23 protein-coding genes are annotated in these 22,921 nt (G+C 44.9%); 16 read left to right on the top strand and 7 right to left on the bottom strand.

Annotation, left to right across the window (positions count from 1 at the left end):
• Positions 1-37 precede the first annotated feature (37 nt).
• On the bottom strand, positions 38-1,609 hold the full coding sequence (gene murJ, locus G3M70_16305) for a murein biosynthesis integral membrane protein MurJ (GenBank protein ID QPJ63355.1): 1,572 nt from the start codon (positions 1,607-1,609) through the stop codon (positions 38-40).
• 217 nt (positions 1,610-1,826) lie between these two features.
• On the opposite strand from murJ, the gene thiD reads away from it, so the two are divergent.
• Positions 1,827-2,663, top strand: coding sequence for a bifunctional hydroxymethylpyrimidine kinase/phosphomethylpyrimidine kinase (thiD, locus tag G3M70_16300; protein ID QPJ63354.1), 837 nt, complete (start codon positions 1,827-1,829; stop codon positions 2,661-2,663).
• Complete coding sequence (gene tenA, locus G3M70_16295; protein QPJ63353.1) at positions 2,660-3,307, top strand: thiaminase II; 648 nt, start codon at positions 2,660-2,662, stop codon at positions 3,305-3,307. Before thiD ends, tenA begins: the two co-directional genes overlap by 4 nt.
• A 6-nt stretch (positions 3,308-3,313) precedes the next feature.
• Here tenA and G3M70_16290 read toward each other — a convergent pair whose 3' ends face one another.
• Together G3M70_16290 and G3M70_16285 are read right to left on the bottom strand one after the other, a co-directional pair.
• Positions 3,314-5,137 carry a hypothetical protein gene (locus G3M70_16290; GenBank protein QPJ63352.1) on the bottom strand — a complete coding sequence of 608 codons (1,824 nt, stop codon included), beginning with the start codon at positions 5,135-5,137 and terminating at the stop codon, positions 3,314-3,316.
• A 12-nt stretch (positions 5,138-5,149) separates the two neighbouring features.
• Positions 5,150-6,106, bottom strand: coding sequence for an AAA family ATPase (locus G3M70_16285; protein ID QPJ63351.1), 957 nt, complete (start codon positions 6,104-6,106; stop codon positions 5,150-5,152).
• A 148-nt stretch (positions 6,107-6,254) separates the two neighbouring features.
• On the opposite strand from G3M70_16285, the gene G3M70_16280 reads away from it, so the two are divergent.
• From G3M70_16280 to G3M70_16215, 14 genes are all read left to right on the top strand, one after another.
• Entirely contained in the window at positions 6,255-7,811 is a 1,557-nt protein-coding gene (locus G3M70_16280; GenBank protein ID QPJ63350.1) for a hypothetical protein, read from the top strand.
• 126 nt (positions 7,812-7,937) lie between these two features.
• The gene (locus G3M70_16275) at positions 7,938-8,546 is read left to right on the top strand and encodes a hypothetical protein (GenBank protein ID QPJ63349.1); all 609 of its coding nucleotides are present in this window, start codon (positions 7,938-7,940) and stop codon (positions 8,544-8,546) included.
• The gene (locus G3M70_16270) at positions 8,543-9,964 is read left to right on the top strand and encodes an FAD-binding oxidoreductase (GenBank protein QPJ63348.1); all 1,422 of its coding nucleotides are present in this window, start codon (positions 8,543-8,545) and stop codon (positions 9,962-9,964) included. Before G3M70_16275 ends, G3M70_16270 begins: the two co-directional genes overlap by 4 nt.
• A 125-nt stretch (positions 9,965-10,089) precedes the next feature.
• Positions 10,090-10,632 carry an HNH endonuclease gene (locus G3M70_16265; GenBank protein ID QPJ63347.1) on the top strand — a complete coding sequence of 181 codons (543 nt, stop codon included), beginning with the start codon at positions 10,090-10,092 and terminating at the stop codon, positions 10,630-10,632.
• A gap of 25 nt (positions 10,633-10,657) precedes the next feature.
• Positions 10,658-11,974, top strand: a complete 1,317-nt coding sequence (locus G3M70_16260; protein QPJ63346.1) for an HPr family phosphocarrier protein — start codon at positions 10,658-10,660, stop codon at positions 11,972-11,974.
• A 20-nt stretch (positions 11,975-11,994) separates the two neighbouring features.
• A complete protein-coding gene (locus G3M70_16255) occupies positions 11,995-12,501 on the top strand; it encodes an NUDIX domain-containing protein (protein ID QPJ63345.1) in 507 nt (168 codons plus the stop codon).
• A 60-nt stretch (positions 12,502-12,561) separates the two neighbouring features.
• Positions 12,562-13,242, top strand: coding sequence for a hypothetical protein (locus G3M70_16250; protein ID QPJ63344.1), 681 nt, complete (start codon positions 12,562-12,564; stop codon positions 13,240-13,242).
• Positions 13,243-13,247: 5 nt separating this feature from the next.
• The gene (locus G3M70_16245; GenBank protein ID QPJ63343.1) at positions 13,248-14,114 is read left to right on the top strand and encodes a branched-chain-amino acid aminotransferase; all 867 of its coding nucleotides are present in this window, start codon (positions 13,248-13,250) and stop codon (positions 14,112-14,114) included.
• A 24-nt stretch (positions 14,115-14,138) separates the two neighbouring features.
• Positions 14,139-14,756, top strand: a complete 618-nt coding sequence (locus G3M70_16240) for a dephospho-CoA kinase (protein QPJ63342.1) — start codon at positions 14,139-14,141, stop codon at positions 14,754-14,756.
• Entirely contained in the window at positions 14,749-15,360 is a 612-nt protein-coding gene (locus tag G3M70_16235; GenBank protein QPJ63341.1) for a hypothetical protein, read from the top strand. Before G3M70_16240 ends, G3M70_16235 begins: the two co-directional genes overlap by 8 nt.
• Before the next feature lie 62 nt (positions 15,361-15,422).
• On the top strand, positions 15,423-15,752 hold the full coding sequence (locus tag G3M70_16230) for a hypothetical protein (GenBank protein QPJ63340.1): 330 nt from the start codon (positions 15,423-15,425) through the stop codon (positions 15,750-15,752).
• A 36-nt stretch (positions 15,753-15,788) separates the two neighbouring features.
• Entirely contained in the window at positions 15,789-17,297 is a 1,509-nt protein-coding gene (locus G3M70_16225; protein QPJ63339.1) for a hypothetical protein, read from the top strand.
• Positions 17,294-17,587, top strand: a complete 294-nt coding sequence (locus G3M70_16220) for an EscU/YscU/HrcU family type III secretion system export apparatus switch protein (GenBank protein QPJ63338.1) — start codon at positions 17,294-17,296, stop codon at positions 17,585-17,587. Before G3M70_16225 ends, G3M70_16220 begins: the two co-directional genes overlap by 4 nt.
• 162 nt (positions 17,588-17,749) lie before the next feature.
• Positions 17,750-19,942: a LysM peptidoglycan-binding domain-containing protein gene (locus G3M70_16215; GenBank protein ID QPJ63337.1), complete on the top strand. Its 2,193-nt coding sequence runs from the start codon at positions 17,750-17,752 to the stop codon at positions 19,940-19,942.
• Positions 19,943-19,945: 3 nt separating this feature from the next.
• On the opposite strand, the gene G3M70_16210 is transcribed toward G3M70_16215, so the two are convergent.
• From G3M70_16210 to G3M70_16195, 4 genes are all read right to left on the bottom strand, one after another.
• Positions 19,946-20,695 carry a M14 family metallocarboxypeptidase gene (locus tag G3M70_16210; GenBank protein ID QPJ63336.1) on the bottom strand — a complete coding sequence of 250 codons (750 nt, stop codon included), beginning with the start codon at positions 20,693-20,695 and terminating at the stop codon, positions 19,946-19,948.
• A complete protein-coding gene (locus G3M70_16205; protein QPJ63335.1) occupies positions 20,688-21,290 on the bottom strand; it encodes a hypothetical protein in 603 nt (200 codons plus the stop codon). The genes G3M70_16210 and G3M70_16205 overlap by 8 nt, the downstream gene beginning before the upstream one ends.
• Positions 21,291-21,386: 96 nt before the next feature.
• Positions 21,387-22,034 carry an endonuclease III gene (gene nth / locus G3M70_16200; GenBank protein ID QPJ63334.1) on the bottom strand — a complete coding sequence of 216 codons (648 nt, stop codon included), beginning with the start codon at positions 22,032-22,034 and terminating at the stop codon, positions 21,387-21,389.
• A 54-nt stretch (positions 22,035-22,088) separates the two neighbouring features.
• Complete coding sequence (locus tag G3M70_16195; GenBank protein QPJ63333.1) at positions 22,089-22,850, bottom strand: formylglycine-generating enzyme family protein; 762 nt, start codon at positions 22,848-22,850, stop codon at positions 22,089-22,091.
• Between the last annotated feature and the right edge of the window lie 71 nt (positions 22,851-22,921).

The raw sequence follows: 22,921 nt of genomic DNA, 5'->3' as shown, positions 1-22,921 counted from the left end.
AGAGTGCAATAAAGAATCATGGCTTTCCTTGCAACGGTCAGGTAGTCTTTGCGGCCCTTATTTGTTTCAGGTCAAGAACGTAGCGCAATTCTTCAAGTTTCATAAAACGCGCAATTACCCCGAAAATAAAGGCCCCCATGATGATGGCCACCAGGAGCACGGGGACTTTTACTAAAAGAGCTGCGGTCCTGTCAAATGCCCATTCGTTGAATACGTAGACTACCGCTCCCATGGCTGTTGCAGCCCCCGTGACCTTAAGGGTCATGGTCACTATTTTTTTCCCCCCAATTCGTCCAAGCCTGTTTTTTAAAACAAATATGAGAACCACTGCATTGAATATGGAGGAGAGGGAAGTGGCCAGAGCCAGGCCTCCATGTTTCAAAGGACCCATGAGGAGGATGTTCAACACAATATTTAAAACCATGGACCAGATTCCAATAATCATCGGAGTCCTGGTGTCCTGCATGGAATAGAATGCAGTGATTACAATTTTGGAGCCGGCGAATCCACACAATCCCAGGGCATAAAAAAGGAGAGCGAAGGCCGTCCCATCCGTTGCGGTGGTTGAAAATTCTCCGCGTTCCCACAGGGTGTTTACTATCGGCATTCGGCACAATATGAGCCCAACCGTTGCCGGTATGGAAATGAAGAGGACTAATCGGATACCAAAATTGAGCGAGTCTCTAAGTTCACCAAATTTTTTCTTCGCTGCCTGTTCGGATAGCAGGGGCAGCAGGGCGGCGCCCAGTGCCACGCCAAAAACTCCAAGAGGTAATTGCACCAGGCGGTTGGCGTAATAGAGATAGGAAATTGAACCGCTATCGAGAAGAGAGGCTAATAGTGTGTCTACCAGGAGGTTGATTTCGTAAACAGCTAGGCCCAGCATGACCGGAACCATTAATTTACCAATTTGAATAACGCCCGAGTGACGCCAGTTCCATGTCGGAATGAAACGAAATCCTAGGCGGCCAGTGGCGGGCCATTGCAAAGCAAACTGAAAAAAACCGCCGATACAAACCGCATAGGCCAGAGCCATCACGGGGACATCCAGGGTGGGAGCCCAAAAAAGGATGGAGAGAATAATGCAGATGTTGGTGATCGCCGGAGCAGCAGCGGGCAACGCAAATTCTTTGAAGGTATTCAAAATGCCGGTGCTGAACGCTGCCAAACCAATAAAGAGAAGAAACGGCGCCATCCATTGGGTCAGTTTAACTGTCAGGTCAAACTTTTTGGGTTCATCTATGAAACCGGGGGCAAACAGGGCGACGATCCATGGAGCAAACAGTGCGAGAAAAATGCAAGAGGCGACCAATAGAAACAGGAGGATATTAAACAGGTTTGCAGCCAATAACCAGGATTCCTCTTCAGGATGATTTTCACGATACTCGCTGAATACTGGAATGAATGCTGAACTGACAGCACCTTCGGCCAGGATCCGACGCTGTATATTGGGAATCCGGAAAGCCACGAAAAATGCATCGGCTGCAGGAGTTGCTCCGAATTTCATGGCGATGAGGACATCTCGCATAAAACCAAAGGCTCTCGAGAGTAGAGTCATGGAACCGATGACTCCGGCGGCGCGGCTGACCTGATGGTTGGTTGTTGGCATGTGTGATTTGTCGGATTAACGACAGGAGTTCAAGGGCAGGATCGAATACAAAGGAGGGTATTAACGGGGTTGGAAACCGTTTCCCTGTTGAAGAGTATAGCAAAAAGTGGAAATCCTCCCAATTACCAATTAAGAGGTCATAAATTTTATTTTGGAGGAGGTCATTTGTATTTCTGGACAGGGGTGGCTTTGGTACCATGCCTTGAAAGGATCCATTATGAAATCGTACACAACAGCGCTTAGCATTGCAGGTTCTGATCCCAGTGGTGGAGCCGGAATCCAGGCCGATCTCAAAACGTTTTCTGCGCTGGGTTGTTATGGAATGTCCGTTATTACGGCTTTAACATCTCAGAACACTATGGGAGTTCGGGGTATTTTTGATGTCACGTCGGAGTTTGTTGAGTCGCAATTAATTGCAATTCTGGACGATATTGAAGTCGATGCCGTGAAGATTGGAATGCTGCATTCCCCTGCAATCATAGAGGTGGTGGCGCGGTGCCTGAATAAATATTCTGTAGAAAAACTCGTTGTCGATCCGGTCATGTTTGCGAAAAGTGGCGATCGTCTTATTAGAGACGATGCGATCGAAAGCTTGAGGAAAGACTTGATTCCAAGGGCGACTGTGCTGACTCCGAATCTTCCGGAAGCAGGTGAATTTTTAAAACGGTCTATAAAAACCCGGGATCATATGGAAGAGGCTGCACATGCCTTGCTTAAAGAGGGTCCTTCTTGCGTTGTCATCAAGGGGGGCCATCTGGATTCTGGGGGAAGCGATGACTACCTGGCGTTCCGAAGTGAAAGCGGAATTGAAGGACAGTGGTTGTACAGTCGCCGCGAGACCACACCCAACATGCATGGCACGGGTTGTACCTTTTCCTCTGCGGTCGGCGCATATCTGGCGAAGGGACGTGAATTAAAAGAAGCTGTGCAATCAGCCAAAGAGTATATTGCTGGAACTGTCCAGGCAGGGGGTGAGTATTCGCTTGGCAAGGGGCAGGGGCCTGTGTCTCATTTTTATAAATTGTGGAAAGAAGGGGGAGAGGACAATAAATGAAATTTTCCGAAAGGGCATGGGATGCCGTAGCTCCACTATATAAGAAAATACTGGATCATCCTTTTAACCGGGAGCTTTCCCTGGGAACGCTCGCGTTGTCACGGTTTCAATTTTATATGAAGCAGGATTCCTTATACCTGGTCGATTTTGCCAGGGCGCTTGCCATTGTTGCTTCCAAAGCCGATAACCCTGATGATATTGTCTTGTTGCTCGAATTTTCCAAGGGAGCTATTGTTGCGGAACGTGGCCTGCATCAGCATTATTTTGATTTGTTCGATATTGAGTTGGATGTTGATAAAGCTCCCGGATGTTTCTCTTACACAAATTTTCTGATTTCAACTTGTACTCACAAAAGCTACGCGGAGGGTATCGCTGCCTTGCTCCCTTGTTTCTGGATTTACCGTGAAGTCGGTTTGCATATCCATTCACAAGCGGTTGCGGAAAACCCCTACCAGAAATGGATCGATACTTATTCGGGGGAAGAGTTTTCGAAAATTGTGGATGATGCGATTGATTTAACCGACCGGGTTGCAGATCAGGTGAACACTGAACAGGGAGAACAGATGCTAAATGCTTTTGTCTTATCCACTCGCCTTGAATGGATGTTTTGGGACAGCGCCTATCGGGAGGAGGCCTGGGTATAAATCATATTAAAAGTCGCTGATAAATCTCTGGGCAAATGATCGCACCTGTTTGCCATTTAAAACGTGAAATTGCCGTACCTTCTCGATGGTCTGGTTGGAAAACCTTTTGAGGGGGATGTGAATTATTCGACGGTGGTAATGCCGTGCCAGTTTTCTCCAGGCAGCGGGAGGCGGAGCAGGGGAGACCACCGTCACATGGCGCTCCTGTGAATGAAAAAATGCGGCCTCCAGTAAACGTTCCTCCAGAGTTTCCGAAAGTTTCATGCGGGGGTCGTCCCAGATATTCGGAATTGGTCGGGGGGGAAACATCATCATGCATCCACCATAGGTAGCCTGCCCTATACCCGGGCCGATCATATTATCGATATAGTTGGTTGCGAAAAAACACAGGGTCGATTCTTCATTGTGCTCAGCGTACCAGGTCTGGCGCCAGGGATAACGTTCCGGAACCGGTTCCATTTCGAACAGGAAAAGAACAATCTCGACCTTTCCGCGCGAAGGCGGAATTTCTTTTACATAAATATCACCAGTATGCCAGTTGCGCAGGGTATCGCGGATGTCGATCCCATCTTTTACAGATGAGGTGAATTTTTCGCTTCTGGCAAGATCGTTGGCCAGTAATAGTTTGGTCTGTTCCCGGACATGCGTATTAAAACTTTCAATCTTGTCGTCTTCAGGGGGCCATGAACATTGGCCGTGCGGATCCCAGGTGTATTTCCATTCGTCCTGTTTTTTCCAATCTGGTTGTGGTTTCAAGTCCAGGGTGCGCCAGACCAGCTCGGTTTCCTGTAGACGGTTTTTAAGGTTGACGGGGGTGTCGTCCCCAAAAGTTCCCTGGTCAATGCCAAGCGTCATGGTGTCGAAATATTCTTCTTTTTCCTGGTAAGGGTACTCCCGTGCTGCCTCGACCAATGCGATCGCAAAGGAATCTCCTCCAACCTGTTTAGCTGCCATGGCCAGCGTATAGAGGTCTGGAGTCAGCCTGCTTTCCATGAGAGACAGGTTGCGCACATATTGGAGATAAACCTGAAATGCCTGAGAAGACAGATTGTGATATTTGACCTTGTGTCTTTCCAGAAACTTTTCGCGAGCTCTTAGCAGGATCTCTTTTACCCCATCAATTTCGGCTGTTTTGTCTGATCGCAATTCTTCTCGTCTTTTTTCGTAAAGAGATGTGACATAAGGAAGTTCGCTGAGGGCAAAGGTCAATGTGGAATGTTCTATTCCAAAGAGGTCTGGGTTGTTTGTCTTTTCGGGCTGTGGGAATTTTTCGAGACTGTCATAAGCGGCCTTTATCCAGGGCCAATCAAGCATGGAACAAATAAAAATTAAATTTTCACATTCGAGTTCCAGACGGTGTAACTGGTGTGCCATCCAGCGGATTCTTAAATCCTGTTGGCTGTCTGCAGGTGGTTTCTTTAGTGAGGGCAGTAAGGTTACTGCAAATTCTTCCAAAGTAAGTTGAGAAAGTGCCAGGGTATCCGGGAATATTGATTTTCTTGGTTCGAAACGAGAGACTGGCAAGTCAATAAACTCCCGCCGAATATTTTCCTGCAAGGCAATTCTTAAACCAGCAATAACAGGCTGGGTGGGATCTATGGGGACATAATTCTGGGTGCCGTCCTCCTCGGACTGGAAGCTTGCCGTAATGTAGGGAAGATGGGTGATTCCGGTTTCTACAGTGGACTGGAATTCAGGCGGCAGGCAAACTGCCAGGCAGTCGTAGGTCTTGCCTAACAGGCGTTGCCTGACGACCCGCATGAACTGTCCGCTGCCGTGAACGACAGGGAGAAATTCGATCCGGTCACTAAGCGTGAATAGTTCGCTCAAGATAACCTCTCGTTATCGATCAAGATCGGGGTGAAGAGGGTCTCCCTCCCCAAAGAAGAAATCACCGAGACCCATCGGCAACCGTTCATTGCCAAGAGCGCGACGTTTACGCTCCGCAAGCTTATCCAGATCCAGCGCGTCTTCTCCAAGAATGCCTTCCACCGCTTCTTTCCAGGCTTTGTCGCTTGATAATGGATGCTCCGGGTCCTGAGCCAGTCGTTTGACTGCGTACTGGAGGATATGAAGGCCATCTCTTGGAGAAAAGTCCAGGTCGAGTTGATGTGATTTTTGCAGGAACTGAACGGTCAGTTCAACCATATCATGCCGGACAAAGGGTAGATGGTATTTCAGGATCGCCATTTCATCCTGTTCAGTCGGCATGCCCAGTGACAGGGTAGGTTGCAAACGCGACAAAATATAATCTGGAATCTCAAAGGTTGATTCATCCTGGTTCATGGTGACGCAGCAACGGAATTCCTTGTGTGCCGGAATTTGAATACCAGCGATGATTGACTCCACATAACGCCGATGATCGAGCAGGGGAGCCAGGGATGCCCAGCTCTTTTCGTTCATCCGGTTGCCTTCGTCCAGAATACAGATACCCCCGCTAATCATCGCTGTGACTAATGGAGACGCATGGTAGGAAATTTTGCCTTGCTCAGATAGCACCGGGGTAATGAGCAAATCTTCGGGCCTGGTGTCGCTGGTACACTGGAAAATATATAAAGGCTGCTTTCTGTTTCTTGCCGCTACCATACCCAGGGTCGTTTTTCCGATTCCCGGCATGCCGACAATGCGTGGTGAAAGTGGCATATCCTCCTTTGCCACCACCAGCCAACAAGCGAGCAATTGCTTTAGAATTTCCTCTTGCCCTATCCATTCAGGCTGGCTTTTATCCTGGGGACTCAGTGTGAGGTTGACCCCACCAAGGGTCACCGTCTCGAGCTGTAGTTTGTTTTCCTGATTCATTTGATCTCCTTAATTTTCCGGGAACAGGATACTTTTTGTTGTCAGGAGGTGTCAAGAATTGCCCCAAATATTCTAATTAATTGGAGTTACATTTCTGTGGTAGGATATGCCTGTAGTCCATTTCCTACCATTTTAGAAAAAATCGCTTATGATGGGTTGTGATTTAAGAGAGGGGCTTGGACGCATTGCCCTGGTTCTTTTTGGTTTATTGCTGATATTGATTGGGGAATTGACCCTAAGATGGGGAGGCTATGGGGAAGCCTATAATTTTGTTATCCAGGACTCAAAAATCCATAAAGGTAAGTCTTCTCTCAACTCCCAATATGTTGCCCTCCATTATTTCAAACATCTGCCTGTAAATTTTTCTTCTTTGATGAGAGAAAAACCCTGGTTTCAGGATACCGAGTTTTTTACCGAAAAAAAACAAGGAGTTTTTCGAATTTTCACATTAGGCGCATCAACGACCAGAGGATTTCCTTTCACTGGTCGTGAGATTAATTATTCCCGCTTTCTCGAAATGATTTTAAAAGATGTAGTGCCGGGAAAAAATTTTGAAGTGATCAATGCGGGCTACGATGCTTTGAGCAGTTTTGGTGTGTTGGACCTGACCCGGGAGGTAATCAATTACGAACCTGACCTGCTGATAATCTATTCAGGCCACAATGAATTTATCGGTCACTTTGGAGTCAATTCCACCATTAATTACGGTAACCAGCGTTGGATAATGGATCTGGTGAGGAACCTTCATCATTCCAGACTGTTTTTAGCGGGAGAATTAATGGTGATGAAAGTTAAAGGTGTAGGAAAAGAAGATGCAAACAGAAAAAGTCAGGTCAACATGTTTCGAGCTATGTTGTCCAAGTCGAATATTACCTGGGACCAAACGGAGCATTCAATCGCTCTCAAGAACTATCAGGAAAACTTGAACCGTATAGTCACCCTCGCCAGGAATGAAGGGATTCAGGTCATGCTCCTGAGCCCCGCTTCAAATATAAGGGACTTCCCACCTATTCGTTCAATTCCCGATAAAGGTCTCTCGGGTATGGAAACGTCTCGCATGAAAAAATTGGTTGAAGAAGGACGCGAATCTATAAAATTGAAACAAACAGCCCTTGCTTTTAACAAATTAAAAGCAGCGGTTAAATTGGATTCGGGATTTGCAGAAAGTCATTTTTTATTGGGTAAGTTATTGGAGGCACAGGGGAATAAGGTAGAGGCACGAAAGGAATATCGATTAGCTCGTGAATTTGATGGAGTTCATTTAAGAGCTTGTGCCGGGATGCAGGCTGTTGTCAGAAAAGTTGGAAAAAATAAGGGAATTGCTGTTGTTGATTTGGAAAGTAAAATGGAAAAAGTGGCTTCGGATGGTATCGTTGGTGATAATTTTTTTCTTGAACACGTTCATCCTAATATTAACGGACATTTTTTAATCGCTGATAGTATTGCCCATGCCCTCGAACTGGAAAGAGGGACTGGGTTAGATGGTTTCTGGGATTGGTCCCGGTTAAGAAGACCTGTGGAATATGTTCGTCAGATAGGGTATGGCCCAAGGCAATTTGTGGAAGCGCGATATACGGTTGGCCGTTTGTTGCTGGATTTTCCCTTTTACCATTGTGATTCAGGGGAGAAAATTTTACGTAGAATTGACCGACTGAATGCCGAAAATAATTTACTGAAAACGTGTTGGCAAATAAAACCTCATTAGAGCTTTACCTTCCGTTTTAATTATCTTAGGAGTGACAAACATTGGTCACTCCCTTCCATAGTGATAAAATAAAGTAGTAAGTTTATTGGATTCGTCCTTAAATCTTCTTTGGGGAGCCAGAATGCCATGACTGAACTGGATGCTATTTTTGAGGACTACATAGCGAGATTTTTAGAAGGAAATGCTGTGGCAAGACATTTCAATATGAAACTCAACGAACTGGGTATCGGTTTAATGCCCCTTGTGGATCATTGCACAATTAGAACAATGGATGTGGAACAGCGGGTGAAGGAGTTTATTGGGTTGGGATACCAGTACGACTCTTTAATAGGGGTTCTGAAGTTTGATAGCTGGTGGGCAAAAGTCTATCGCAAGCCGGGATATCCTGCGTTGTTTGTGGATCAGGCCTATAGTGATGAACGAGGACAGGAGAGCCTGATCCCCAAGTGGGTTCGTGCTCATGGAGACCAATGTTTCCACCATGTCGCATTATTGACACAAGATATCGAAAAAGCGATCAGTGCCATGGAAAAGAGCGGGTTTGAAATGGCAGGAAGTATTGTGGGTGAAGTTGGATCTGATCTGCGTCAGGTGTTTACAAAACCAGAAATGCGTGAGGGAGAGGCATATACCGTGTTGGAGTTGATAGAGCGTCACAATGGCTACGCCGGGTTTCTCCCCCCTCAGGCAAACGGCTTGATGGAATCCTCTCGTATTTCCGAGGGGTCTTCATGATTATCAAAAAAGATTCCTCTGCTATCGCACCCTACCTGAAGGATGCTTCAAATTTTCCTGACGGAACAGCAAGCTCTGTTGTGATCCCTGATTCTGTCGAGGAATTGATTCAATTTTTAAAGAGCAACACGGAACCAATAACCATCTCTGGTGCGAGAACGGGTTTGACAGCTTCCGGCATCCCTTTGTCGGGAACTATAATTTCAATGGAAAAGCTGAAGGAGTTATCTGGGCCGGATTCAATGGGGAAACTTGTTTCCGGTCCTTTCGTTACCATAAAAAATATACAGAGCCATCTAAAGGGATCAGGCTGGTTTTACCCGCCAAATCCAACGGAAACCTGGGCGAGTCTGGGCGGAACCTTGTCGACCAACGCATCAGGATCGAGGAGTTACAAGTGGGGCGCCACTCGCAATTATGTGGAAGAAGTAGAAATAGTGTTGGTAGATGGGCGTTGTGCCAAGGTCTCCAGAGGGCAAAAAATATCAAGTGATCTTGATTTTAACGACGGTTCAAAAATCAGATTCCCAGATATCAACTACACAAGTCCCCAGTGCAAAAACGCTGCTGGATTTTATGTTCAGCCGGATATGGATTGGCTCGATTTGTTTGTTGGTTCAGACGGCACTTTGTGCCTTTTTACGAAAATCACACTTAAAACTATACCTTCACCTGCAGATTTTTTAAGTGGAATATTATTTTTAGAAGATGAAGAGCAATGTTGGAACCTGGTAAAGGAGATTCGTGAATCCAAAGTCCAGGAAATTTCACCCTGTGCTTTGGAGTATTTTGATTCCAACTCTTTGAAAAGGCTTAAACCGGAATTTTCAAATATATCTCCTGGTGCCATGGCAGCTCTTTACTTTGAGCAGGATATTCAGTCCATGGATGATTACGACCGCTATCTGGAAGCCTGGTTTGAATTTCTGGACAATATGAGGGTTCCGTTAGAGGATTCGTGGTTTTCTCAATCGGATGCCGATCTGGAAAAATTCCAGGAATTTCGGCATAGACTTCCTTTAATAATCAATGAAGAGAACAGCCGTGAGGGACGTGTTAAAATTGGTACGGATATGGCGGTTACCGATTTACATTTTGTTGATCTCATGCACTTTTACCGAAGTGTATTAAAAGAATCAGGTTTGCCCAATGTCATGTTTGGGCATATCGGCGATAACCATCTTCACATAAACCTGCTGCCTGATAAGTCACAGATGACAACCGCAAAAGAAGTTTATGAAAAGTTTGTGGATCAAGTTCTTGCCTGGAGGGGAACGATTTCGGCGGAACATGGAGTCGGCAAACTAAAAAAAGAGTACTACCATGAAATGGTAGGCGATGAAGCGCTAGCCGATTTAAAAACGATAAAAAATTGTTTTGACCCTGATAATCTACTGGGGCAGGGTAACCTTTTCTGAATTTCCTGAAAAAAATACCTTTTAAATTGTAGGTTCTTATCAAACCGGTTGACGCACTTAGGCCTAAAGGGTAAAATTTCTCGACGGTTTCCTCGTGTATTTCTTTGATATGAAAAGGAATTCGTATGCTGGATGAGCAAAAAGTTCTGATTCTTAATTTTTCTTATGAACCCCTGCAATTTTGCACGGCAAAACGGGGGATCATCATGGTTTTGTCTGGACGGGCGGAAAAAATAGAATCAAACGGGTATATTGTCCGTTCGCCAAACCAGAGCTTTGCTTTGCCAACGGTAATACGGGTTTTGAAAATGGTACGGCGAAATATGGGCAAAGGATTGTCTTTCAGTAAAAAGAATATAATGCGAAGAGACAATTACACCTGCCAATATTGTGGAGTTCGCGAGAATATGTTGACGGTGGACCATGTTATTCCCAAATCACGTGGAGGCGGTACCAGTTGGACTAATGTTGTGGTGGCGTGCAAACCCTGTAACTTGAAAAAAGGCAGCAGGACAGCGGTTGAAGCTGGAATGCCACTCAAGAAAAAACCTTTTCGCCCGAACTTTCATTACCATTCATTTGTGATTCCATCCGCTTCTGAGGAGCATTTGGAAAGCTGGTATAAATACCTGCCTCCAGCACTTAAAGCTCGCAATTCTATAAATTGAATAGCAACACTTCCCTGGTCGTACTTTGGAACCAAAATCGCTGAATCAAATAATTTCCGAAGAAGAATTTTTGATTCTTCTTCAGGATAGCTGTGGTGCATTTTTCAAAACCTTCAATGCATTTCGAGACCTTCCTCAAGGCGACGGAGGTGCGACCCGGAAATGCTATTCGAGTCTGATTCAAGAGGCGGAGTTACTGGAAAGTTTCCTGGATGAACACGGTGCCCGCGAAAATAAAACCTGGGCCGGTTTTACAGAGTATGTTGCCTGTATTCGAAACCTGGTTAAAGCAGCATTTTTTTGTAAGCATCTGGTTGATCGTTATCCCTTTTACAAGTTGCGGGATACTGAGGAAGTGCAAGGGCGATTTTTTAACGATTCAAATGTGGTTCTGGACTTTTTAAATAACTCCATCCTGAAACTCTTTTTGGAATGTATTGAAGAGGGGAAGAAAAACCAGTTGGCAATTCCCGAGGCTGCCATCGATCCTGATAATTTTGCATTGCTGGAAGCCAATAAGCGGCTTCCAAAAAATGTAGAAGGTGAAGAGGTCAATGAACAAGAAGACCGGATCATTGACATGCTGGAAAAAATGCAAGCAGTGGGCAGTCTGATGGAGGCGATGCAAGTTGAGCGGACACAGGTGCCTGAAGCATTGAAAGCAATTGTTCCTGACAAAATCGATGAAAAAAACGCACGTATGTTAATGAATCTGGTGCACAGTATTCAATCAGAATTCGATACCTACATAAAAAGTACTCCCATTGAACAGAAGCATGAGGGGTTGAAAGGCCTGCGTGGCTATATCTCGATGCCACTTCACCTGCTCGAGATGATGATCTGGCTGATTCATTTTTATGAACGTCATGAAGATGAAATCAGAAAAGGTGAAGCAAAGAAAGTTATCAGCGGGTTGGTTGATAAAAACGATTTATTGTCCCACGTCGTGAACTACTGTTTTTATTATTCTCTTTACTATGTGCATGAAGGGGACAAGCTCAGCAAAGAGCTTCTAAAGGTTTTTGTGAAAACGGTTCGTTATGAGTTACCGGTGCCAGACCCGCTTGGATTTCATGCCCGACCCTCTACCTATGTTTCCAAAATTGTTCGGCGCTATGAAGGTGATGCCTGCATTATTATTGATAATGAAAAGATTGATGCGCGATCTGTAATGGGTTTGTTGCAAGCTGGAGGAGAATTGGCGGACAAGGGGTATAAGACGGTGGTATTCGAGGGAGACAAAAGAATACTGGATGACTTGAAAATCCTGGCATCCCATAATTATTGCGAAGAGAAAGAGGTCCCGGCAGAGCTGGATTATCTCAGGGGCTCCATTGAATAGGAATAGGTTGGAATACTCTCATGCATGAGTCAGAAGAAATTTTTGATGTGGTCGATCAGGATGACCAGGTCATAGGACAGGCAACCCGGAAGGAAGTCCATGAGCGGGGATTGCGGCATCGCTCCGTTCATATTCTTGTTTTCAACTCAAAAGGGGAATTGTTTCTCCAGAAGCGATCACTGGCTAAGGATGAAAATCCGGGTTATTGGGACACTTCTGCAGCGGGCCATGTCGATTCTGGAGAGGATTATGAAAGTTGTGCGCACCGTGAACTTGAGGAAGAACTTGGAATCAAAGCGGATCTAAAGGAAATTGGGAAATTCAGCGCCTGTTCGGAGACCTTTTTTGAGCATGTCAGGGTTTATCTCTGCACCTCTGATGCAAATATTGTAATTAACCCTGATGAAATTTCCGAGGGACGTTTCTGGTCTCTAAATGAAATTGAAACCTCACTTCAGGATGAAACGCTGCCCTTCACCTCAACCTTCAGGTTGATCCTCGATAAACTTAGAGGTAGTCTGCGATAGTCAGGCTATTTCCGCTTTTCAATTTTCATATTTTCCAACCCGCCTTTTCCAAAAGAGCCAATGACAACTTTTGATACTATCGTCGTTCTGGTTTTAAGTGTCAGCCTTATTTATTCCTTGTTTCGGGGAATGATTAAAGAGGTGTTTTCCCTGCTTTCTATCGCGGTAGGGTACCTGGTCGCAATAAAGTATAACCATGAAGCCGCGATTGAGCTAAAGGGCTTTATCGATTCCGAACCTATCGCCAGAGCTGTAGGCTTTGTTGGTCTTTATCTGGTATTTTCTATGGCGGTTTCTTTAATAGGTTTTCTTGTTAAAAAACTACTGCATAAGTCGGATACTCTTTCCGGTATGGACCGAATCATTGGTGGGGGAATTGGTCTTTTAAAAGCGGCAGCCCTGTTGGCAATGGTGATTGTCCCGCTCCAATGGTTTCCTGATTTTTACGGAGACATTACCCGTGATTCTGTTACAGCTCCTTATTTGGAGAAAACTACGGTCGAGGTAAAACGTCTTTTAAATGTCGATGACGAGTTTTTTGAAAGGAATCTTAATAAGGTTAAAAGGTTAAAAGAAGAAATGCCGGATATTGAAAAAATGAAAAAGATGAATGATCAGTTTGAAAAGTTAAAAAAACAGGCGGAAGAGCTTGGGGTTTCAAAATCGGAACCACAGGACAAACACAGTCAGGAAGATCAGAAAAAACTAGACGACCTGATCCGGTCCGTAACCAAAGAATAATAAAAATGACCACGCAAATTAATTTAAATGGCGAAATTGGACCAGATGCTTTTATCTCTGTTCTCGATCATGGTTTTCTTTTCGGAGATAGTATTTACGAAGTTGTTGTAACCCATAAGGGTGTTCCCTGTTTCATGATGGGGCATCTGAAGCGGTTACGAAACTCAGCTGCCGGACTTTCCATGGAAATCCCGTGGTCCGATGAGCACATTGTTCAACAAATTGACCGTACGGTAACGGAAGCAGGTAATGAAGAGTCTTACATAAGGGTTATCGTGACCCGGGGTGTGGGTGAACTTGATATTGACCCCACTTCTTGTTCGAACCCCGAATTGCTGGTTCTGGTTAAGGAATTAAAACCATACCCTCAAGCAAACTATGAAAAGGGGATCAACGTTGCTCTGGTTTCGGTCAAACGCAACTCCAGGGACACGGTCAGTCCTGGAATAAAAACAGGAAATTACCTTAACAATGTGTTAGCTAAGCTGGAATCTAACAGCATGGGGGCACAGGATGCTTTGATGCTGAATCATGAGGGCCATCTCACCGAATGCACCACCAGTAATTTCTTTTTTGTAAGTGATGGTCGAATAATGACCCCATCGCTTGAATGTGGAATTCTTGCCGGAATTACACGTGACGTTCTTCTCCAGGTTGCTCAGGAAAACGGAGTATTGGTAGAAGAAGGTGAATGGCCTCCTGATAGCCTGATAAAGGCGGATGAAGCGTTCATCACCGGAACGGTTAAAAAAGTTATGCCTGTCACTCATCTGGATGGGCGACCATTTGGAGATGGTCAGCCGGGACCCGTGACGCGCCGTATGATGCGACTATATGACGAAGCTTTAAGTCGAGAGGCAGACACTTCCTGAAATTGGAATTACTCAAGAGTTTATATGGCATTGTTAGTCGGTGTAACAGGAGGGATGGGGGCTGGAAAATCGACTGTATCTGGAATGATTTCCAGGCTCGGGGGACACATCATTGATGCTGATCAGATTTGCCGACGTCTGGTTGAACCGGGTAAGCCAGCATGGAAAGAAATCGCGGAGGCTTTGGGGCCTGAGATAGTTTTGCCGGACCAGACTCTTGATCGCAAAAGAATTGCGCAAATTATTTTTAAAGACGCCGAGCAGAAAAAAAAGCTGGAAACGATTCTTCATCCGAAAGTGTTTGAGCAGGAACAGGTGGAGTTTAGGGAAATTAGCATTAAAACCCCTTCATCAGTCGTGATTCTGGATGCTGCTCTGTTAATTGAATCAGGAAATTACCGAAAAGTAGATAAGGTGGTTGTAGTGGCCTGTCCGGAAGAACAGGCAATAAGTCGGATAGTGGCCCAGGGGCGATTTGCGGAAGATGATGCCAGGCTCAGAATTCGAAGTCAGATGCCCCTGAATGCAAAAAAGGCGGTAGCGGATTATATTCTGGAAAACGATTCTTCACTTGAAGACCTGGGGCAAAGGGTAGAGAAACTGTTTGAAAACCTTAAAGCCCTGATCGGATCAAATGGCTGAACAAGAAGAAAATGACACAGAAGATGAAGCCCAGGCGTTAGAACGGCTGCTTGAGGAGGAAACGGAAAAGGAAGAAGGCGAAGCAGTTGAGGAAGAAGGTGGGAAAAGTAAAAAGAAGTTACTCATAATTGCAGGTAGCGCTGTTTTAGTTATTGGGGGGGCGGTTGGATTTTTAATGATGGGGGCGGATGAAGAAGCACCTCCAACCCTCGAAGAATTGGCTAAACCTTTGGAGGACCCTGAATTAACGGAAGAAAAAAAACAGGCACTAAGAGAAGCTGAAGCCCCTAATTTTTATAAGCTGGAGCCATTCTTTTTGCCTTTAAAGGATAAGAAAAAAGAGACCGGACAATTTATGCATATCCAGATTCACCTCCAAATGAGTAATATCAAGTTAAATGAAGAGATTGACAATGTATTGCCGTTGATCAGGCAAACCATTTATGAAATTCTTGAAAGGAAACGGCCCAGGGATTTCATGAACCCCAAAAAACCGATAAAGGAACGTCTGAAAAGTGAGATTGTTACATCCACGAATACCCTTCTTGTTACCGGAAGCGGAAAGATAAATGATGTTTATTTTTCTGAATTTATTATCAGGTGAGCCGGTTGACAGATGTTGTTCAAGGGATATAGTAATAATATCAGTCTGTTAAGGGGAAGGTGATGCCGATAATCGATCCTGCCAGTGTTCAACACGTTCTCCAGATGAGTTCTTCTGTGGAAAAGGTGGTTGTTGAGGCCCAGGCACAACAGCGGGTAGACCAGTCTCTTAAGGAAGAAAGAACGGCTTTGGACGATATTGAGCAAAACGAAATCCAGGACCCAGAAGATACGAAAGAATCAAATCCCTCCGACCCTGATGGAAAAAACTCCAACCGACAAGTCAGGATCAAGAAAAAGCAAGCCGGTGCCGAAAAAGAAGTAGAGGCCCCTGAAGTAAGTGTTCCCATAGTTGAGGGCAATCCCAGCTCCCATCTCGATTTAAGGGTATAAAACCACCACAATCGCATCGCCTTCCTGGAGAAAAGTGTGGTTCCTGAATTTAACAGTGCAGAATCCCTCCGTATCATTTTTCAGAATGACCCATCCCTGAAAGTTCAAACGCTCAAACTGGCTTCACTGGATCAATTCATCAAAAACTTTGTCCCCGGGCAGGTGGTGTCGGGAAAGGTGATTGACCAGTTGTCTTCTGGAAAGAACCTTGTTGAATTAAATGGGCACCGTGCGGCTGTAGAATTCAATCAACCGCAGAGTCCAGGAAGGAGTTTTCAGGTTCGGGTTGAACAGCTTTCACCGACACCGATTTTTAAACTCCTTGAGGGAACGGTGAAGCAGAAGAACCAGAATCCCTCAGCTATAAAAGGCAGTTCCAAAGCCAGTGCCGGGCTCCTGGATCATGTGAAGGTGTCAAATGCTTCGCAAAAAACATTACCCTCACCTCCTGTTTATTCATTAAAGGAAATTTCTGCCTTTGGATTGACCCCTGATAACCAGGTCCCAGGCCGCCTAAACCTGGTAATTGATTCCAATACTGTTCAGGTGAGTTTGCGGGGGCGGGAAGTTACGCTTTTCCATAGTAATACAGCCTTGCTTGAAGGCACGGAACTGTCAATTAAAGCGGAGCCGAAAGGTGATGGGTTTATTCTGGCTGTAAGAGGGTCAGAAAACCAAAATCCGGCTTTGAAACTACTTCAATCTCTTTTGCCGGGAAGGCAACCTCTCACCCAATTGATCAAGGATTTCGAAGGTGCTTTTTTCAGGTTGAGCGAGTCTGAAGCCAAAACCATTCCAAATGAATTGAAGTCCAGACTGCAAGAAACTCTCAATGTTTTAAAAGCGGTGCAAAGTGAGCCAGTTGAGGCCAAAGCAATTCGTGAAAATATTGCCAGGACGGGAGCCAGCTTTGAATCCCGGCTTAGCCGGTTTTTGGAAAACCCGACAGGTTCGGGTTTAAAGCAAGCCGTGACGCAGGATTTCAAAGGACAGCTTCAGGAATTGTCCAGAGTTTTGGAAAAACGATTTGGGGCCGGGATTAAAACAGGCGATGGGACTTTTCAGTCTCTTGGCAGGCAGACGCAGGCAATCATTCAAAACCTGGATATTCATCAGCTCACGCAGGTTGTTGCTCGCCAGGAGAATCATCCGATGTCATTGATGATCCCAAATATGCTGGAGCCTCAAGGAAGACCCATAAAAGTATTTTATAGGGAAGATGGGGATGACCCCAAAAGCAACAAAACCGAAGGAAAAAAGAAATACACCCTGGTTTTTTTTCTGGAGTTATCACAACTAGGAAACGTGCGTTTGGATGCACGGGTTCAAAATAAAACACTGGGTCTAAATGTTGCTGTAGAAAATGAAGAGGTATTGGGGTTCGTAAAGGATGGTTTCGAGATTTTTCAAAAACAATTGAAAGAGATGGGATTTGAATCCGAAATTAACGGTCAGGTAAACCCCGAAAAAATTCAGGAACCTATAGATGAGTTGCCAGAGGGGGTTTTCAAAAGTTTAAGCAGTCTGGTGGATGTAAGGACATGAAGAAAAAAAAGCACCAAAAATCGGCACTTTCCCTGCATTTTAATAAAGAAAAGGATCAAGCTCCCAAGGTCACCGCCAAAGGCAAGGGACTGATGGCAGAAAGGATTATTGAACTGGCCCGGGAGCATAAAATTCCCATCAAAGAAGATCCTGACCTGGTTGAAGTTTTGTCACAAGTGGACGTTAATCAGGAGGTACCTCCTTCTGTTTATCTGGTAGTAGCAGAGTTATTGGCCTGGGTTTATAAAATGAACTCTGATTACAAAGGGGGCTTTCATACCCCTCAGTAACCAGTAATCAAAAGGTCTTGACTCGCTGAAGACCCTCTGTTATCCTTTTAAAAACAAAGGAGTTATTGAATTTTTGCTTGATTCGTTAATTCCAGACCTTACCGGCCTTGACGAATCTGGCCCGGCAAACAATCCTGCGCATTTCCCTGGGAGTTACAGTTCTTGTTGTTACGATTGAAGGCTCCATTCACGTTAATTGCTTTTGTTTGCTTTCTCTTGATCTCGGTCACCTCAGGCTGGAGCAAGGGAACATCTCTCCATAGCGGGCAAAAGGGGTTCACCACACCCCGTGGTTTGGAAAGCGCTGTTGGATTCTGGACCAAGGTTTACACAGAATACACTACACGCCACGCCATCCTCCATGACTCTGAAGACCTCAGTGTAATTTATGAAGTGGTCTATCTCGGTGAAAAACGCCTTGGACATCGTCGGCGTTCTGCCAAGGTCAACCCTGTCCGGAGAAAATACCAGAAAATATTGAGGAAGCTTGCCAAGCGTAAAGGAACACTGGGATTAACAAGTGAAGAGCGACGAGTTGCCAAGCTTGTTAAGGGAAGTTATTCACGCGCCGCAAGAAAAATCAGGGTACAGATTGGTCAAAAAGACAGGTTCAGAGAAGGTATTGTGAGGTCCGGCAAATATTTGGAAGGAATTCAGAGAGAATTTCGTCTCCACCGGATGCCAGAAGAGCTCACCGTGCTACCGCATGTTGAATCCTCTTTTCAGGTCAATGCCTATTCCTCAGCTGGTGCCGCAGGTGTCTGGCAGTTCACTCGCAGTACAGGGCGACTGTTCATGAAGGTTGGCTATTCTGTTGACGAAAGACGTGACCCCATTTTGTCGGCAAATGCTGCCGCGAGGCTTTTAAAATCAAACTATGATGAGCTGGGTTCCTGGCCTTTAGCTATTACCGCATACAACCACGGCGTTAATGGCATGAAGCGGGCACAACGTCGCTATGGAAATGATATTGTCAAAATCATAAAACGTTACAAAAGTCGCACTTTTGGTTTTGCTTCCCGGAATTTTTATGCAGAATTTTTAGCCGCTCTGGGAATCATTAAAAATTATAAAAAGTATTTCCCAAAAGTGGTGATGGACAAACCGATCAAAACGGTATCCACACGACTGAAATATTTTATCCATATTGATGACCTTGTAAAAAATCTGGGCATGACAAAGGGTGAGATTGCCGAATTCAATCCTGCCTTGCGCGAGCCTGTAATATCGGGCAAAAAAAGAATTCCGAAAAACTTCCTGTTGAAGGCACCGGCAAGTAAAGTCTCCAATCTTGGGACGAAAATCGCAAGCTTGCCGAGTTCTCATCGTTTCAGCAAACAGGTGAGATCACGATGGTATACCGTGCGTAGGGGGGATACTTTGTCAAGTATTGCCAGGCGAATGCGGACTTCAGTCAGGGCTCTCAAAGTTTCAAATAACATTGACAATCAACACCGGATTTACAAAGGGCAAGTCCTCGAGATGCCTTGGGGGGCAAAAGCAGTCAGGAAATCGCAAACAGTCAAAGTGGCTTCCGTCAAGTCCCGCAAACCCCAACTCTATCTTAGCGATAATCTGAAAAACTACCGCGTGAAGCGTCACGACAATCTTTCCAAAATTGCCCGTCGATTTGATATGTCAGTCAAAGATCTCATTCGCGTAAACAGGTTGCGCAACCCTGACCGCTTGAAACCAGGACAAACGATAAAAGTTGCAAGCTTACAGTCTGCGGGGCTGGTTAAACCCGAAAGAAAGCTTTCTATCAAAACAAAACAACCTAAGAAAGCGGATGATAAGCTGGTGGCCAGTGTGGCACCAATGCAGGCTGAGGGTAGCGGGAAAATAAAGATCGAATACTCTGATGCCATCAGCACGACGAAGCATTTTAATAAAAACCGTCCTGCCTTCATGCCGGTAAAGTTTTCCGGAGGTTCACACAAGAATGGGAAGGTGGGGATAATTGCTGTCGACTTTGAAGAAACGCTCAGTCATTATGCCGACTGGGCAGGTATCTCCATAGCGGAATTCAGGAAATTTAATAAACTGGGGCGTCGAGCGTCTCTTCAGATAAACCAGTCCTTGCGTGTGCCTCTTTATAAAAAGACAGCTCAGGATTTCGAAGAAAAACGCCAGGAATATCATCGCGCAATTCAGGAAGACTTTTTTAATAACTACCGGGTTGAAAAAGTGGTCATTCGGAACCTGAAACGTGGAGAAACGATTTGGGAAATATGTAACGATATTTATGTGATTCCTATGTGGCTCCTGAGTAACTATAATCAGGAAAAAAATATCAATGCCCTTGCCGAAGGTGCTCCAGTTGTGATCCCTGTAATAACCGCTATAAAAGCCTGACCTCTAAAAATTATCCAGAGCTACCTCAATCGCTTTTAAATGGGCGCGGACCCTCATATCCATTGGGAGTTTGGTTGCCGTCTCGAGAGTAAAAACTTTCTTGCATCCCTTTGAAAACGCGTATATTGCCATTGGCCACCATTCCATTTCATCCGGATTCGACAGATGGGCAAGTAGGCCATTTTCCGCGGGCAACTCTTCAATTTCTTCTTCCAAATTAATTGGCATAATTTTTGATACTTCATTCAGGATATTGCGTCCTAGTGGAGAAATGGGTTCCGCTTCTTTCTGAAATAAATAATACCCAGGTGAGTCAATGTCCTCATGAAGTTCAATATCGAGGTCAAATGCGCGTTTAAATAGAGATTTAATAAATACCACTTCCTGGGGCGGGCTGGTATCCCTGAACTTGCGGTTGAGATCAATCTTGTCAGCGTTTTCGCGGGTTGACGCATTATATCCAGACGGGTTGATGCAGGGGATAATGTTCAATTCCCAGTCATCGATATATTTTTGAAAAAATTTTTTTTCAAGAAAAGTAAGAAGGGCTTCCACCCCTGCGGGTTCGTCCCCATGGATCCCGGCAGAAATTAAAGCACGCTGCGAATTTCCTTTTCCTAAAACCAGATGTTGAATCGGGTACTGGTCTGATCCGGAAACTATAAGGGTGGATGATATTTGGGAGTTTTCGGGTAAAACGGTTTTTAGCCGCGAGAGAACGCGGGAATAGAGTGGTTCTCCGGCTTTATTCAACCGGCTGTTCCCTGGGGCTGTTTTTAGGGCAGGGCCTATCAGGTAATCCAGTGTCGCAAACCGTTGTACTGTCTAGAAAGTGTTTCCAGGTCAGAGTTTCTTTTTCGGTTGGATAATAGGCCCAGGCTTTTTGGATAGTGTAAAAATTTTCATATCCGGCAATGGCCTTGATCAATGTTGCTTCAACGCGATTAGTATTGGGATTTAAATTGCAGACCTGCTTCCAGTTGTAAACTTCATATCCATTTTGAATGGTTGCCTTGCCCACTGTCGATTTGATTCCTGGGCATACCCGTTTTCCCATTCCTTTTATTAAGGAAGCATATTTCCTTGGGGAGGTTTGGACCATTCCAAGATAGGTCTGGACTGTGATCATTTCAGTCCAGTTTTCTGAAGTTTCACCTCTTGGGACATATTCCTTTAATTCCATATTTCCATTAAGTGTTTTATACCCCAGAACGTAATTTTTTGGGATGGGGTTATGGAATACTTCGTTTATGGGGTTCGGGATTTCTGAGGCCGTTCCGGTATTCTCAGGCGTGCTTGAGCACCCTGCAATGAGAAACAAATACAGAGCTATGGAAATGTTATTCATAATTTTCATTTGAGCACTAAAATTCCCTTAAATTAATTCTTAGTTGTAATAAAGCCGCTTAATGAAACTGAAAAATTATACTTTGGTAACTAGAACTTAAGAACGTGTGTCCGGGAAAAGCTTATTTTCAAATTCACATTCCTTATTTATGACGCATTCTGAACAGGAGAAATTTTTGGCTTTGCAAACATAGCGACCGTGGAGAATCAAATAACGGTGGGCATTTTGCAGCCATCGTTTTGGGGTCACTTTCATCAGTTGCTCTTCTACCTTTTCAACCGTTTTTCCGTTCGCCAACCCCGTTCGGTTCGCCAATCGAAAAACATGGGTGTCAACGGCTATCGTTGGCTCTCCAAAGGCTTCATTCAAGACCACGTTTGCTGTTTTTCTTCCTACTCCAGGCAAAGCTTCCAGGAATTCCCGTTTGTCAGGAACTTCTCCTTCATGTTTCTCCAATAGGATTTTACAGGTTTTGATTATGTTTCTGGCCTTGGTCGGCGCAAGTCCGATAGTCTGGATATTTTTTTGTAATCTAGCTTGTCCCAGTTTTAAAATAGCCTGGGGTGTATTGTGTGTTTTAAAAAGGGTGGAGGTTGCTCCGTTGACAGATTTGTCTGTTGCCTGTGCGCTTAAAATTACTGCTACCAGAAGTTCAAAATTGCTGGTAAATTCCAGCTCCGGTTTTGCTTCAGGCAGGGATTTTGCGAGTTTTTGATAGAGTCTGTTAATTACTTTTGTTTCCAAGGAAAATCCGATTTATGAATGTTGATTTTAAGCGAATTCAATTCAGGTAAGTTTCTATTTTCCCTTGGTTGATTTGACGCAGCGCACACCGACAAGAAATGTCTCTGTGGGATCCGCTCTACCACGCACTCGCATGGCTGCACGGAAATAAGACTTGTCATCCAGCCAGGAGGCACCCTTGATAACCCTGGCACTTCCAAACTTAGGACCCTGGGGATTTTGAATTGGGCTTCTCTGGTAATAAGTCCAATCGTACCAGTCAGAAACCCACTCCCATACGCTTCCCATCATATCGTAAAGACCCCAGGGGTTCGGTTTTTTGGTTCCAACCGGGTGGGGTCTTCGAGTTGAATTTCTGTCATACCACGAATAGTCTCCATTGATACCATCGCCCCAGAAATTTTCGGCTGTTGAGCCTGCCTTGGCTGCGTATTCCCATTCCGCCTCAGTAGGTAGTCTTCCTCCCCTGCGCGCGCAAAAGGTCCGTGCTTCCCTAAATCGAACGTGATCAACAGGCAAATCATCACCGATTAAGGTGGTTGGAAGGTTCGGCATCCATTTTTTCCATTTTTTCTGGGTGGCTTCATGGGTATCCATGTAAAACGAATCCAGACAAACTTTATGTGCCGGCCGCTCCATATGATTGGGTTCATTTTCAAATGTGACAAGATAATGCTTATCCGTACCCATCATAAAACAGCCGCCCTTGATCAAAACCATACCTTCTGGAGCTGAATTGGCAAAAACCGGAGAAACAGGGGTAAGGATCAAGGCGATAAATCCGATAAGAAGCTTAGGAAATTCTTTTCTGAGCATAGTAAAAATCGTGGCCTGTGTAGGTTGATGAGAATAATTGATTGGTTCAATCCAGGATGTTCGGGGCGTAA

This window comes from Candidatus Nitronauta litoralis (genome assembly GCA_015698285.1).
Classification (GTDB): Bacteria; Nitrospinota; Nitrospinia; order Nitrospinales; family Nitrospinaceae; genus Nitronauta; species Nitronauta litoralis.
This window is presented reverse-complemented; position numbering and strand designations above follow the sequence as displayed.